Raw genomic sequence first — 14,811 nt, 5'->3', positions numbered from 1 at the left:
CGGGGGCTTTTCATTGAGGGGTTCGCACGTCCATGTCGCCATCTGCCGAGGCTCTGTGGAACCGCTATCGCCAACAGGTGCCCGATGCGCCTGAAACGCCCTATGAGTGCTTCCACTTCTGCGACAACGAAGCAGACGCTGACGAATGCGCCGATCTGGTGGTGCGCGACATCAAGCGCGGTACCGCCGCCTCTGTCGCCGAACTGGAGCGCGCGGGCATGCGTTTGCCCGTCGCCGGCGATATCTCTGTCGTCACCCGATGGAATGGCGATGCCGTAGCCGTCATCAAGACTGTTCAAGTCGACATCCGCCGCTTCGATGATGTGGACGAAGCCTTCGCCCGGCGCGAGGGCGAAGGGGATAAGACCCTGACCTACTGGCGCGAGGTGCATGACGCCTATTTCCGGCGGGTGCTGGAAGGGTCCGGCGTGGCCGTCGATGGCGATCTACTCATCGTCTGCGAACAGTTCGAGCGGGTTCTATAACGCCCAAAAAGAAAGCGGCCGGATCGCTCCGGCCGCCAGTTGCTCGATAGTCGTCGGGATCAGTAACGGATACGCAGCGTCAGACCATAGGTGCGCGGCGCACCAAGGAAGGCGGCATAGGTCTGCGTATCGCGTGCCGGATCGTAATAGGTGCCGTTCGACTGAACGGTCGTCTGGAAGGCCGAACCCATCAGCGGTTGGTTGATGGCCACTTGCAGGTACTCGGTGTCGGTCAGGTTCTGACCCCACACTTCCAGCGTCCAGCGCTCGTCTTCCGAACCGATGGAGATACGGCCGTTCAACACACCATAGCCGTCCTGCATCTTCCACGGCAGCAGGTCCGAACCGGTGTTGTACTCGGTCATGTACTTGCCGGTCAGGTTGAAGCCGGCGCGCAGGCCGTTACCCATGGCGCGGTTGAAAGCGATGGAGGCCGTGGTCGACCATTCCGGTGCGAACGACGCGCGCGCGCCCGGCAGCAGCGACAGCTGCGGGAAGTTGCCCGGCACGGTCATGTCGTCGGCCGTGAAGTTGCTGTACTTGGTGTCGGCGTAGGTCACGCCGCCCGACAGCACCAGACCTTCGATCGGGGTGAACCAGGCGAAGTCGGCATCCACACCGCGCGAGGTCAGTTCCGGGATCGACTCCACCACGAAGGCGGTGCCGAGGAAGGTGTTCAGCTGGAAGTCCTCGAAGGTCTGGTCGAAATAGGTCAGGTTCAGCAGGACCGACCGGTTGAACAGGGTGTTCTTCAGACCGATTTCGTAAGAGTCGACCGTTTCCGACGGAAACAGGAGCGAAGCGTTCGGCGTGATGCCGGTCTGCACACGGTCCATGTTGTAGCCGAAGGACTTATAGCCCTTGGCATACGAGCCATACAGCATGACGCTGTCGTTAAACTTGTAGCTGGCCTTGATGGTGCCGCTCAGCTCGCCGTCATCGAACGACTCGTTGATCTGGCGCTGGTCATACAGCGGGTTAGCCCAAGGCAGACAGATGTTACCGATGATGGTCTGCGCTGCACCGGCACCGGCCACCGGACCGAGAACGGCCCCCAGGGCTTGACCCAGAGCTGTCGCATTGCCCAGTGCACCGCCGCAGGCTTGGCCATTGGTGCCGACATTGTCCTGAAGGCCACGCAGGGTCTTCTCATCCCACGTGTAACGCAGACCCAGCGTAATATCGAACTGGTCGCTCACGCGCCACGTGTTGTTGGTGAACAGCGCCACCGACTGGGTGGTTTGGGTATAGAGGTCCTGCACGCCATGGCCGGTCCCGAAACCCGGGCCGGTGCCGGGAATAGCGCCGGTCACACAGCCGGTCAGCTGTGCAGGCGTCGCGCCGGGTGCCGTGATACAGCCGATCCGCGCCGGGCTGGGCTGAATGAGGCCGCCGGTCGCCGTGCTCATGCTGGACGTCAGCAGCAGCGACAGGAACGGAGTGTAGTGCGCGCCGTAATAATAGGAGTCGTCGCGACGGATCTGCTCGCGGGTGAAGAAGGCCCCGAACAGCCAGTCCAGCTTGTCGGTCGCGCCCGCCAGACGGAACTCTTGCGTCACATTATCCAGCGAATAGCCGTAGCCGCCGTTGTTCTCGCGGTACATGTTATCCAGCGTGGAATAGTCGAGATCCATGCCGTTCATACCTTCCCACGCGCGCCAGGAGGTCAGCGAGGTGAAGGTGGCATTCCACGACGGAATGTCGATGTTGGCTTCTGCCGACAGGCCCATGTCTTCCATGGTCTGACCGGTTTCGCGGTTGGAATAGGCCGTGCGGGTGAACGGAATGGCACCGAAGCCTGGCACTGCCGGTTCCATCTGGCCGCCCAGAAGATTGACCAGCTGGACCGTCGGGCCGACGCGAACCTGCGTGGCCACGCAGCAATATTCATCGCGCTTGGTGTAGTCGGCGATCAGGCGGATCGACACATCGTCGGACGGCAGGATCAGCAGTTGGCCGCGCGCGGTCCAGAAGTCCTGGTTCTGGTCATCGGTTTCGGTACGCGGGCCCGGGCCAGTCACCACGTCATAGTAACCATCGCGCTTGCGGGTACCGATATAGAGGCGACCGGCAACATTGTCCGACAGCGGGCCGGTGACCGAACCGGTCACGCCCCACGCGCCGAAATTCCCGACGGTGGCTTCCAGATTCATGCCCGGATCAAACGACGGGGCTTCGGAAATAATGTTGATCACGCCCGCCGAGGTGTTCTTGCCGAACAGGGTGCCCTGCGGGCCCTTCAGCACCTCGATGCGCGACAGCTCGCCCAGATCGCCAAAGCCGACCGAGTTACGCGAGCGGTAAACGCCGTCGATCACCACGCCGACCGAGCTTTCCAGACCCGGGTTGTCACCCACCGTACCCACGCCGCGGATACGGGCCGTGGTGGAGGCTTCGGACTGGGTAGAGGTGACGGTCATACCGGGGGTCAGGATCTGCAGATCCTTAATGTCTTTAACACCCGCACCGTCCAGAGCTTCGGCCGACAGGGTGGTCACCACGATCGGCACTTCCTGCAGGCTTTGCTCGCGCTTTTGCGCCGTCACGATGATGTCGTCGACGGAGGTCGGTGACTCCTGCGCCACGGCCATACCGGCCATGCCAAAGGCTGCCCCGAAGGCAATGGCGGATGCAGTGTAGCGAAGGCTAGTGTTCAGACGCATATGTCCGGCTCCCGGCTTTGAGGCCCGGCCGCAGCTCGGCGACCGCGCACGTTTCCTGTCCCAATATCGACCCGCGCTCGTTAAGCGGCGCGGGTTCGACAAATTGGGTAGTGCAAGCCTCAAAAACCGTAAAGACAACGAAGTTACATGAACTACGTTTTGTCGGCCGTTATAAGTTTCTGTGACGCGAAAGCGACACATTTGGATGACGCTAGGTCAAGGTTTTTACTGGTTTTTCAAGTTCTCGTGAGAAACCTGCGCCGCTTTCTCGCGCATTCGAGTCGCATGCGAACTGGAGGCCATGCGCAAAACGATCGCCGCGCCGAGGGTCGACAACAGCGATCCACCGATGACGCCCAGCTTCACCTCCACCTGCTCGACCGAGTCTACGGCCCCGGGGAAGGCCAGCACGCCAATGAACAGGCTCATTGTGAAACCGATGCCGCACAGCAGGCTGACGCCGTAGACCTGTAGCCAGGTGGCCCCCGTCGGACGGTCCGCCAGTTTCAACTTGGTCGCCAGCCACGCCGCGCCAAACACGCCGATCTGCTTGCCCACAAACAGGCCCAGGGCAATCGAGATTACCAGCGGCGCAAAGGCCTGCTCCAACGACAGTCCGGCAAAGCTGACGCCGGCCTTGGCAAAGGCAAAGATCGGCAGCACCAGAAACGCCACATAGGGGTGCAGGTCGTGCATGGCATCGCGCAGGGGGCTGGCACCGGTTTCCTTGCGCGGATTCACCGGCACAATGGCCGCAAAGGCCACGGCGGTCAGGGACGTCGATAGTCCCGACTTCACCGTCAGCCACCACATAATCCCGAAGCCCAGCGACCAGAAGGCCGCCGCCAGACGGCGACGCCCAGCCACGGCCATCAGACCGATCATACCAATGGCCCCCAACAGCGGTGCCAGCTCCACGCCCTGACTGAACAGGGCCGCGATCAGCATAATGGCCCCGAGATCATCGACGATGGCGAGCGTCAGCAGGAAAACACGCAGCGAGGACGGCAGCCCCTTGCCCACCAAACCAAAGACCGCCAGCGCAAAGGCGATGTCCGTGGCCACCGGAATGGGCCAGCCGCCATGCGGGCCACTCAGCGCCCCACTGACCGCCAGATAGACAGCCATCGGCGCGACCATACCGCCGATGGCAGCGATGATGGGCAGGGCCAGCTTCTTGGGGTTGCTCAGCTCGCCCTTGAGGATTTCATGTTTGATTTCCAGACCGACGACCAGGAAGAAGAGGGCCATCAGGCCTTCCTTGATCCAGTTCGACGTGGTCTCCACCAGCACCAGCGGGCCGATCTGCAGCGTGTGCTCGGCTTTCAGCCAGCTGAAATAGTCGGCCGACCACGGCGAGTTCGCCACGATCAAAGCCGCCACTGCGGCCAACCCGAGTGCGGATCCTGAAGCCGCCTCTGTCTTCAGGAAGTCAAATGTCAGTTTTTTAGCCACGTATAGAGATCCGATATGTCGGTTTAATTCAAAAATGGCGTCAGGTTATCGACGGACGCCTGACCGGATTCGCTCACCCACGGGCGCACGCCGGCCTGGCTCCTGCGCGCTCGACACCGCCCAAAATAGGGGCGGCTACAACGAAGGAGCCTGATCTCTGGGTACAAAATACCCTGCCACAGGAGCGGTTCAACCCTTATCGACATTGCGAAATCACTTGCGAAGGCGCATCTGCCCCGCATGCCTGTTTCCCCGTCCTATCGCCCCGATCCCCGTTTCGCCCTTCTGGGTTCCGACTACGGCGAGACCGTCGCGGCTGCCGAGTTCCCCGACACCCTTCTGCGCCTGCGCCACGACCGCGCCGCTGCCGAGGTCGGGCTGGACACGCTGACGGAGAATGAGTGGATCACCCACTTTGGACGGTTCCAACCCCTGCCCGGCCAGCCGGAGCCGGTCGCCATGGCCTATCACGGCCACCAGTTTCGCGTTTACAACCCGCAGATTGGCGATGGTCGCGGCTTCCTTGCGGCGCAGCTGTGGTCCACTCCCGCTCAAGCAGCGAGCGGCCCTAAACTTATGGATCTGGGCACGAAGGGATCGGGCCTCACCCCCTACTCGCGCCATGCCGATGGTCGCCTGACCCTAAAGGGCGGCGTGCGTGAAGCTCTGGCCGCTGCCATGCTGGACAGCCTCGGCGTACCAACCTGCCGCATCCTGTCCCTGATTGAGACCGGCGAAGAACTGGAGCGCGGCGACGAGCCTTCGCCGACCCGCTCGGCGGTCATGGTGCGCCTGTCGCACAGCCACATCCGCTTCGGCACCTTCCAGCGCGCGGCCTATTACAGCCGCCGCGATCAGCTGTCGGTCCTGCTGGAACACGCCCGCAGCCTCTATTATCCGCACCTGAAGGAAGGCGACGCCGCAGGTTTCCTTCATGAGGTTGTGCAGGCGCAGGCCAAGCTATGTGCGCGCTGGGTGGCCGCCGGTTTTGTCCATGGCGTTCTGAACACCGACAATCTGAATGTGACGGGCGAAAGCTTTGACTACGGCCCGTGGCGCTTCCTGCCGCACTATGAGCCGGGCTTTACCGCCGCCTATTTCGACCACGACGGCCTTTATGCCTATGCACGCCAGCCCGAGGCGGTGTTCTGGAACCTGACCCAGCTGGCGGGCTGCCTGAAACTGATCGCCGAGCCTGAAGGTCTGGTGACGGCGCTCAACGGGTTCGGTCCGGCCTATATCCGCGAACTGCGCGCGGCCTTCCTGATGCGTCTGGGCGTCAAATCGGTGGGCGAAGCCGCCGACCAGCGCCTGCTGGACTGCACCTTGGCGCTACTGCGCGAGAAGGGTGAGGAACTGCGCTGGGAGCCGCTCTTCTTCGACTGGTTCGGCGGCTTTTCTTCGGCTGCCCGCGCCTTGGGTGGACCGCGCGGCAAGGTCTATCAGGGCGAAGCCTTCGATGCCTTCCGCTACGCCCTGATGGAGCACGAGCCGGATCGCCCCGAGCGTCTCGAACACCCGATGTTCCGCGCTGGCGAGCCGGAGGAAATGCTGATCGACGAGGTCGAGGCCATTTGGTCGGCCATTGCCGAAAATGACGACTGGCAACCCCTGACAGAAAAGCTGGCCCGTCTCGAACAGGCCCGTCTGGCTTGGGATTTCAGCGACCCGGCTGCCGTCTGATTTCAATTCATCACCCGGACTGACAGATTTTTCGGGGTGCCCCCCTTTCATAGGGCAAAAACGACACTAAATACGACACTGCAACAACAGCAGTTACCTATATGACCACCTCCTGCCCTCCACGCCCGCGTCTCTCCTTGTGGCAAATCCTGCGACCGCGCGCCAAGGCTTCGGCTCGGACCATCACGAGTTCGGTCGTCGCCGACACGCCGCAACGCCGCGTGCGCGCCATATGGATCAATGCGGCGCTGTGGACCTTTCAGGGCTGGCTGTCGATGTTCTTTGCCGCCGCAGGCTTTGCCAAACTGACCGAGCCGATGAACCATCTGATTGTGCTGCTCGGCTGGCCCGAAGTCGCATCGCTGGAATTTGTCCGGATTTTCGGCGTCGTTGAACTGGTGCTCGCAGGTCTGATGCTGACCCCTCTGGCCGGTTGGACGATTGGCCGTCCGGTCGTAATCGCCGCCTCGGCGGCCCTCGTTCTGATGCAGCTCGGCTTTCTAGCGACACACATCGCGCGGGCCGAGGTCGGTCTGGCTGTGATGAACATGATGCTGCTGGCCATCACCGTACCGGTATTATTTGGACGCCGCCGCGGCTTCTGATACCCTTGAAAGGTCGACGGTCCTGCCCCGTTCGGCTCGATCACAAAAAGCTTACGTTTACGCGCGCGTAAACCCTCTTGCGCTTTACGCTGACGTAAAGTTATGTTTGCCGCATGGCGAACGCTGACGATCATCGCACCTATTCCATCCGGCAGCTTTGCCGCGAGTTTGGCGCAACGGCCCGCGCGCTTCGTTTTTACGAGGACAAGGGCCTGCTGACCCCCTCGCGCAAAGGCCAGACGCGTGTCTACAGCGCGCGTGACCGGGCACGACTGAAGCTGATCATGCGCGGTCGTCGCATCGGGTTCACCTTGCAAGAGATCCAGGAAATGATGGATCTCTATGACAAGAAGGAACACAACGTACACCAGATGGCGATCGCCCTGCCGCGTCACCGTGCCCGCATTGATGCGCTGAAGCAGCAGCTAGAAGATATCCAGGGTGCCATCGAAACCGCCGAAGAAGCGTGTGCCTGGATGGAGCAGACTCTGGCCGAACACCGGCCCGACCTGCTGCCCGGAGCGGATGCCTACGCCAATTTGTTGAGCGAACGCCTCAACAATCCCGACAATCAATATCAGCCCTTCAAAGCGAGAGCTTAATCATGGCCTATAAGTCGCCCGTTCGCGACCTGTCCTTCGTGCTGCACGATGTGCTGCAAGTCGAAAACTACGCCGAGCACTTCGGTAACCCGGACGTCTCTCGCGACCTGATCGACCAGATCCTGGAAGAAGGTGCGAAGTTTGCCGACGGCGTGATCGCTCCGATCAACAAGACCGGCGACATCGAGCACTGCAAGATCGAAAACGGCGTCGTCACCACCCCGACGGGCTGGAAAGAAGCCTATCACCAGATGGTCGAAGCCGGCTGGACCAGCCTGGCCTTCAATCCTGAATACGGCGGCCAGGGCCTGCCGGCCATCATCTCGATGGCTGTCGGCCAGTTCACCGCTGCGGCCTCGGCGGCCTTCTCCATGTATCCGGGCCTGACCGCCGGTGCCTTCCACGGCATCGAGGCCAACGGTTCGGACGAGCTGAAGGCTAAGTGGCTGCCGAAGATGGCGACCGGCGAGTGGACCGGCACCATGAACCTGACCGAGCCGCAGTGCGGCACCGATCTGGGTCTGGTGCGCACCAAGGCTGTTCCGAACGGTGACGGCACCTATTCGATCACCGGCCAGAAGATCTGGATCTCGGCTGGCGAGCACGACTTTGCCGAAAACATCGTCCACACCGTGCTGGCCCGCGTCGAAGGCGCGGTTCCGGGCATCAAGGGCCTGTCGCTGTTCCTCGTGCCTAAATTCCACGCGGATGACGCCGGCAACATCACCGAGCGCAATGGCGTCGAGTGCGTCGGCCTTGAGCACAAGATGGGCATCCATGGCAACGCCACCTGCGTCATGCAGTACGAGAACGCCAAGGGCTGGCTGATCGGCGAAGAAGGCCGCGGCATGAACAACATGTTCGTTGTCATGAACGAAGCTCGCCTCGGCACCGGCCTGCAAGGTCTGGCCATCGGTGACGCGGCCTACCAGCACGCGGTCGAGTTCGCCAACGACCGTCTGCAATCGCGCTCGCTGACCGGACCGAAGAATCCGGACGGTCCGGCAGACCCGATCATCGTCCATCCGGACGTGCGTCGTATGCTGCTGGAATCCAAGGCCTATGTCGAAGGCGGCCGCGCCTTCATCCTGTGGACCGCGCTGCAAGCCGACCTGCAACACTCCAAGGACGAAGCCGTGGCCCAAAAGGCCAACGACTACATGGGTCTGATCACGCCGGTTCTGAAAGCCTTCCTGACCGACCGTGGCTTCCACGTCGCCTCGCTGGGCATGCAGGTCCACGGCGGTTCAGGCTACACCGAGCACTTCCAGGCCTCGCAGTACCTGCGTGATGCCCGCATCACCATGATCTACGAAGGTACCAACGGCATACAGGCGCTGGACCTCGTGGGCCGCAAGCTGCCGGCCAAGGGTGGCCGTGCCATCATGTCGTGGTTCGGCGACATCGACGCCTTCGTGTCGGAGAACTCGGGCAACGAAGCCATCAAGCCGTATGTCGACGGTCTGGCCGACGCCAAGGAGAAGCTGCAGGAAGGCACGATGTGGCTGATGCAGAACGGCATGGCCAATCCGGACAACGCCGGTGCCGCCTCGACCGACTATCTGCACCTGTTCGGCCTGACCGCCTACGCCTACATCTGGGCGCAGATGGCCAAGGCGGCCCAAGCCAAGATCGACGCTGGCGACAGCGATCCGTTCTACGCCAACAAGCTGAAGACGGGCCGCTACTTCGTCGAGCGCATCCTGCCTGACGCAGGTGCCCACCTCACCAAGCTGAAGACCGGCGCAGAGGTCCTGATGGATCTGGACGCCTCGGCCTTCTAGGCCAGACAGATCAGGGCCTTTCCCCAGCGGAAAGGCCCTTTTCTTTGCCCGTTTCACGCCAGTCCGCCGATGCACAAGAGCGGACAGCCCATGAGAGGAATGCCGGATGAATGCTCTGAACCTCCCCGAACCCACTTTCATGCAGGATGAGGACATCATCCTGTTCAACGACAGCGTCGCCAAATGGGTGGCCGATCACGCCCCGCCCGAAAAGGTGACCCAATGGATCGCCGACAGTTCGGTGCCGCGCCAGCTGTGGAACGATGCCGGTGACGCTGGCTTGCTGGGCGTGTCCATGCCCGAGGAAGACGGCGGCTTCGGCGGCGACTATCGCCATGAAGTGGTGATCATGAACCAGCTGGGCTGGCAGGGCGCAGACCACTTCGGCATCTCGTTGCACAACGCCATCGTCATGCCCTACGTCTGGCACTATGGCACCGAAGAGCAGAAGGCCCGCTGGCTGCCGCGCCTGCAGTCGGGCGAACTGGTCGGTGCCATCGCCATGACCGAACCGGGCGCAGGCTCCGACCTGCAAGGTGTAAAGACCACCGCCATCAAAAAGGGCGACCACTACGTCCTCAACGGCTCCAAGACCTTCATCACCAATGGCCAGCTGGCGAACTTCATCCTCGTTGTCGCCAAGACCGATCCGGCAGAGGGTGCCAAGGGCATCACCCTGATCGGCCTTGAGACTGATGGCGCAGAGGGCTTCGAGCGCGGTCGCAACCTGCACAAGATCGGCATGGAGGCCAATGACACCTCGGAGCTGTTCTTCAACGATGTGAAGGTGCCGCTGGAAAATGCGCTGGGCGGCTCTGAAGGTCAGGGCTTTGTCCAACTGATGCAGCAACTGCCGCAAGAGCGCCTGAACATCGCCGTTCAGGGCTGCGCCGCTGCCGAGCGCGGTCTGGAAGCCACCCTCGCCTACGTCAAGGAACGCAAGGCCTTCGGCAAGCGCGTCATCGACTTCCAGAACACCCAGTTCAAACTGGCCGAGGTCAAAACCAAGCTAACCGTCGCGCGCGTGTTCGTGAACCACTGCATAGAGCAGCACCTGCAGGGCAAGCTGGATGCGGCCACCGCCTCCATGGCCAAATATTGGGTCACCGACATCCAGGGCGAGACCATCGACGAGATGCTCCAGCTGTTCGGCGGCTATGGCTATATGAACGAATATCCGATCGCCCAGCTGTACAAGGACGCCCGCGTCCAGCGCATCTACGGCGGCACGAACGAGATCATGAAGCTGCTGATTTCGCGCACGCTGTAAGCGTCACGCCCTACACACAAACGCCAACGGCCCGCAGGTTCCACAACCTGCGGGCCGTCTGCATTTCCACTACGGGCGGAACAATGGTGCCCGATGCTGCGCTTACTCCTCATAACGACAAGGAGGATGTCAAATGTCTACCGAACGCCGCATTGAACACCCCGATGGCAGTGTCGAGACTGTCACCACCCACGAGACACCCAACACGGTCGTCACGGAAAAGCGCGGCGGTGGTATGGGCCTTCTCGGAATCCTTGTGGCCATCCTCGCCATCGGCGTGGTCGGCTATTTCCTTTTCACCATGACCCAGACCGAACAGGTCGAAAGCAACGCCATCGCCGGTGCCGCCGAGAGCATTGGCAATGCCGCCGACAATGTGGGCGAAGCCGCCCAGCGCGCCGTCCCCCCCGCGCAGTAAGACTTCTGGCTGAACCGCGTGGGAAAAATCCCTACGCGGTTCAGTGCGGCCAACGTATCGCCAGCGCCACCACGGCCCCCGCCACGACGACGGCACCGGCAACCCAGCGGGTAGCCCATTTGATCTCGTGGGCGATCTGACGCTGGGCCTCGGTGTCGGCGCGCGGCGTCTCTTCCGACAGTTTGCGGGACGCGGCACGGATCAAGCGCGGGATATCGTCAGTGACCGAGGACAGGTCCAGCAAGGTGCCGATAGCCCAGTTCCTCACGGCCTCGGGGCTGCGGCGCGAAAGCAGCGCCCGTTTCCAAGCCCCGTTCATCGTCCGCATCAGGTCGAACTGGGGATCGACCCGCGACAGCACCCCTTCGATCGTCACCAGCGCTTTCAGGATCAGCACCAGATCGGGCGGCGCAGCGACCCGCTCGCGCCGCATCAGTCCCATCAAGTCCTCGACGATCGCGGGCAAATCGATCTGCCCCTGCCCATGGCGGGCAATCAGGCGTTCTGCCCCTTCGGTCAGGCTGCGGCGCGACACATCCGTGCCCTCGGTCCAGTCGGCCAGCACCTCGGCCATGCGCGCGCCATCGCCACCGGCCAGCGCCTGCACAAAGCCGATCAGTTCGCTGCGTCGGCGGGGTGTGATCGTGCCAACCATGCCAAAGTCCAGCAGGCCGATGCGGTTTCCCTCCAGCCCGCGCAGGTTTCCGGGGTGCGGGTCGGCATGGAACCGACCATTCACCAGCACCATGTCCAGCACCGCATGCGCCCCGACCTTGGCCAAGGTGTGCGGATCGATCCCGGCCGCGATCAGACGGGCAGCATCGGTGGGCGGCACGCCCTCCAGATAGTCCTGCACCAGAACGCTGTCGGTGGTGTGCTCCCAATAGATCGCCGGAATGACCACAGCGTCATTTCTGGCAAAATCGGCAGCAAAGCGGTCGCAGTTGCGCCCCTCGCTGGTGAAATCCAGTTCCTCCAGCATGGCTTCGCTGAGCTGTTTGATCAGGGCGCGCGGGCGATAGCGGGCAATCTCGGCGCTGGACTGCTCCGCCTTGCGCGCCAGTTCGTTCATAAGGCGCAGGTCCGCCTCGACCTTGGGCCGGATGCCGGGACGGCGGATTTTCACCACCACCTGTGTGCCGTCATGCAGAACGGCGCGGTGCACCTGAGCGATAGAGGCGGCGGCCAGAGGCCGGGTATCGAACGTCGCGAACACCTCTTCGGGCGCTCCACCCAGCGCCCTTACGACCTCGGGCCTCAGCTGTTCGAAATCCACGGTGGGACCACCGCTCTGAAGCTGCTCGAACTCGGCCACCCAGTCGGGCGGCAACAGGTCGGAGCGCGTGGACAATATCTGCCCCAGCTTCACGAAGGTCGGCCCCAGCGCCTCCAGCGCCAGACGGGTACGGCGTGGCAGCGGCTCCGGCCCCTCGCCTTCCTCGCCCTTGCTGCCAAGGCCCAGACGTCCCACCACCGCCTGCAATCCGAACCGCGCCGCCACGGTGGAAATCTCGGCCAGACGTTTGCGATCGCGGGCCGCTACGGCAAGGGTTGTGAACATGCTGACAGAACGTCAGGGCCAAGGCGACGTTCCCGTTTCCTCACCCGTCAAAGCGCGATATTCAGACGCCATGATCCGTCTGCACGTCACTGCCCCGCTGGCCGAAGGCCATGCTGTCGCCCCCACCCTCGACCAGTCCCGCTATCTGACGCAGGTCATGCGTCTGAAACAGGGCGACGACCTGCTGCTGTTTAACGGTACGGACGGCGAATGGCGCGCCGAGGTGATCGAGGTGCTGAAAAAGGGTGCCATCCTGCGCTGTCTCGAACAGACGCGCCCGCAGGCCTTCGGCCCCGACCTCGAACTGATCCTCGCAGGCATCAAGAAAGCCCGCGTCGAGACCGTGGTGGAAAAGGCTGCCGAACTGGGGGCCAAGTCGGTACAACTGACCATCACCCAGCGCACCAATGCCGAGCGCATCCGCCTTGACCGCCTCGATGCCATCGCCGAGGAAGCCGCTGAACAAACGGGCCGCCTGGATGTGCCCGTGGTGCACGAATCCAAAAAGCTGGCCGACATCCTCAAAGACTGGCCCGAGGGCCGCAAGCTGATGTTCTGCGACGAAACCGGTGGCGATCCGGCCATCGACGCCCTGCAAAAAGCCGGTGCCGGCGCGTGGTCGATCCTGATCGGTCCCGAGGGCGGTTTTTCCCCGGAAGAGCGTGAACACTTGCGCTCTTTGCCCTTTACCACAGCCGTTTCGCTGGGCCCGCGTATCCTGCGCGCGGACACCGCTGCGATTTCGGCCATGACCCTTTGGCAATACGCCGTTGGGGATTGGGAACGATAAGTTTCCAAAAAGGCTTGTGAAGGCGATTGCGGGTGCGCATCTAGCCCGCAACAACAGAGGTTACTCATGGCTGACGACGCGCCGCTCACCCGCGATCAACTGATCGAAACCATCAGCCGTGGCGAAAAGCCTCGCGACCAGTGGCGCGTGGGCGCAGAGCACGAAAAGTTCGGCTTCGACCGCTCGACCCTGCGTCGTCCGGCCTATGAAGGCGACAACGGCATCAAGGCCATGCTGGAAGGCCTGACGCGCTTTGGCTGGTCGCCAGTGTACGAAGGCGAAAACGTCATCGCCCTCGAGCGCAAGAACAATGAGGGCTTCTCCGCCTCCATCAGCCTTGAGCCGGGCGGACAGTTCGAGCTGTCGGGCGCGCCGCTGCTGACCATGCACGACATCTGTGACGAGACGGGCCGCCACCTGATGGAGGTCAAACAGATCGCCGACCAGATCGGTCTGGGTTTCCTCGGCGTCGGCTTTGACCCTTTGTGGACCCGCGCCGACGTGCCGGTCATGCCCAAGGGCCGCTACAACATCATGCGCGCCTACATGCCCAAGAAGGGCTCGCTGGGCCTCGACATGATGCTGCGTACCTCGACCATTCAGGCCAATCTCGATTTCGAGAACGAAGCCGACATGGTGATGAAGTTCCGCACCTCGCTGGCGCTGCAACCCGTCGCCACCGCCCTGTTCGCCAATAGCCCCTTTACCGAAGGCAAGCCCAACGGCTTCTTGTCGGCCCGTGCCAATGTCTGGACCGACACCGACCCGGACCGCACCGGCATGCTGGACTTCGTGTTCGAAGACGGCTTCGGCTATGAGCGCTATGTCGACTATGCGCTGGGCGTGCCGATGTATTTCGCCAAGCGCGGTGACACCTATCATGACCTGTCGGGTCAGGACTTCCGCGCCTTTATGGACGGCAAGGTCGATGCCCTGCCAGGCGAGCGCGCCAATATCAAGGACTGGGCCGACCATCTGACCACCCTGTTCCCCGAGGTGCGCCTGAAACAGTACCTCGAAATGCGCGGGGCCGACGGCGGCCCGTGGAGCCGCATCTGCGCCCTGCCCGCCCTGTGGACCGGCATCTTCTATGACGCACCGTCTCTGGCCGCCGCATGGGACCTGTGCAAGGAGTGGGACATCGAGGACCATGAGCGTCTGCGCCGTGACGTGACCCGTCTGGGCCTCAAGGCCGAAGTGAATGGCCGCAGCGTGCGCGATGTCGCCGTCGACATGGTGGCCATCGCCAAACAGGGCTTGATCAACCGCAACCGCCTCTCCGCCGGCATGGTCGATGAGCGCGGCTATCTGGCCGAACTGGAAGACATCGCCGACAGCGGCATCACCCCCGCTGAACGCCTGCTGGATCTCTATCACGGCGAATGGCAGGGTGATCTCAGCCGTCTGTTCCGCGATTTCGCCTACTAAGGCACAGAAAATACAAAGATTTACGTCAACAACCGTAAATCCTTCCGCCTCTCACAGCTTGTTCATC

At 62.5% G+C, this 14,811-nt stretch carries 12 protein-coding genes; 9 read left to right on the top strand and 3 right to left on the bottom strand.

Translation table 11 applies throughout. From position 1 onward, the window contains the following. Positions 1-32 precede the first annotated feature (32 nt). Entirely contained in the window at positions 33-485 is a 453-nt protein-coding gene (locus B3B04_RS06675) for an ASCH domain-containing protein (RefSeq protein ID WP_292041248.1), read from the top strand. 59 nt (positions 486-544) lie between these two features. Here B3B04_RS06675 and B3B04_RS06670 read toward each other — a convergent pair whose 3' ends face one another. Both B3B04_RS06670 and nhaA read right to left on the bottom strand, forming a co-directional pair. Further along, positions 545-3,148 carry a TonB-dependent receptor gene (locus B3B04_RS06670; RefSeq protein ID WP_292041246.1) on the bottom strand — a complete coding sequence of 868 codons (2,604 nt, stop codon included), beginning with the start codon at positions 3,146-3,148 and terminating at the stop codon, positions 545-547. A 225-nt stretch (positions 3,149-3,373) separates the two neighbouring features. Continuing rightward, positions 3,374-4,603 (bottom strand): Na+/H+ antiporter NhaA, encoded by a 1,230-nt coding sequence (gene nhaA, locus B3B04_RS06665; protein ID WP_292041245.1) that lies wholly within the window; start codon positions 4,601-4,603, stop codon positions 3,374-3,376. 240 nt (positions 4,604-4,843) lie between these two features. Here nhaA and B3B04_RS06660 point away from each other — a divergent pair, with 240 nt between their 5' ends. From B3B04_RS06660 to B3B04_RS06635, 6 genes are all read left to right on the top strand, one after another. Then, positions 4,844-6,286, top strand: a complete 1,443-nt coding sequence (locus B3B04_RS06660; protein ID WP_292041242.1) for a protein adenylyltransferase SelO family protein — start codon at positions 4,844-4,846, stop codon at positions 6,284-6,286. Positions 6,287-6,387: 101 nt separating this feature from the next. Further along, positions 6,388-6,891: a DoxX family protein gene (locus B3B04_RS06655; protein ID WP_292041240.1), complete on the top strand. Its 504-nt coding sequence runs from the start codon at positions 6,388-6,390 to the stop codon at positions 6,889-6,891. A 113-nt stretch (positions 6,892-7,004) separates the two neighbouring features. Then, positions 7,005-7,493 (top strand): MerR family transcriptional regulator, encoded by a 489-nt coding sequence (locus B3B04_RS06650; protein ID WP_292041238.1) that lies wholly within the window; start codon positions 7,005-7,007, stop codon positions 7,491-7,493. A 2-nt stretch (positions 7,494-7,495) separates the two neighbouring features. After that, positions 7,496-9,277 carry an acyl-CoA dehydrogenase C-terminal domain-containing protein gene (locus B3B04_RS06645; RefSeq protein WP_292041236.1) on the top strand — a complete coding sequence of 594 codons (1,782 nt, stop codon included), beginning with the start codon at positions 7,496-7,498 and terminating at the stop codon, positions 9,275-9,277. A gap of 106 nt (positions 9,278-9,383) precedes the next feature. Further along, the gene (locus tag B3B04_RS06640) at positions 9,384-10,547 is read left to right on the top strand and encodes an acyl-CoA dehydrogenase family protein (protein WP_292041234.1); all 1,164 of its coding nucleotides are present in this window, start codon (positions 9,384-9,386) and stop codon (positions 10,545-10,547) included. Between the two features lie 133 nt (positions 10,548-10,680). Continuing rightward, a complete protein-coding gene (locus B3B04_RS06635; protein ID WP_292041232.1) occupies positions 10,681-10,965 on the top strand; it encodes a hypothetical protein in 285 nt (94 codons plus the stop codon). A 40-nt stretch (positions 10,966-11,005) separates the two neighbouring features. On the opposite strand, the gene B3B04_RS06630 is transcribed toward B3B04_RS06635, so the two are convergent. Continuing rightward, complete coding sequence (locus B3B04_RS06630) at positions 11,006-12,526, bottom strand: ABC1 kinase family protein (RefSeq protein WP_292041230.1); 1,521 nt, start codon at positions 12,524-12,526, stop codon at positions 11,006-11,008. Positions 12,527-12,596: 70 nt separating this feature from the next. Between B3B04_RS06630 and B3B04_RS06625 the strand changes: the two genes are divergently transcribed. Both B3B04_RS06625 and B3B04_RS06620 read left to right on the top strand, forming a co-directional pair. Continuing rightward, positions 12,597-13,316 (top strand): 16S rRNA (uracil(1498)-N(3))-methyltransferase, encoded by a 720-nt coding sequence (locus B3B04_RS06625; protein ID WP_292041434.1) that lies wholly within the window; start codon positions 12,597-12,599, stop codon positions 13,314-13,316. A 66-nt stretch (positions 13,317-13,382) separates the two neighbouring features. Then, complete coding sequence (locus B3B04_RS06620) at positions 13,383-14,744, top strand: glutamate--cysteine ligase (RefSeq protein WP_292041228.1); 1,362 nt, start codon at positions 13,383-13,385, stop codon at positions 14,742-14,744. Positions 14,745-14,811 lie beyond the last annotated feature (67 nt).

This window comes from Brevundimonas sp. UBA5713 (assembly GCF_002419815.1).
In the GTDB taxonomy this organism is placed as follows: Bacteria; Pseudomonadota; Alphaproteobacteria; order Caulobacterales; family Caulobacteraceae; genus Brevundimonas.
This window is presented reverse-complemented; position numbering and strand designations above follow the sequence as displayed.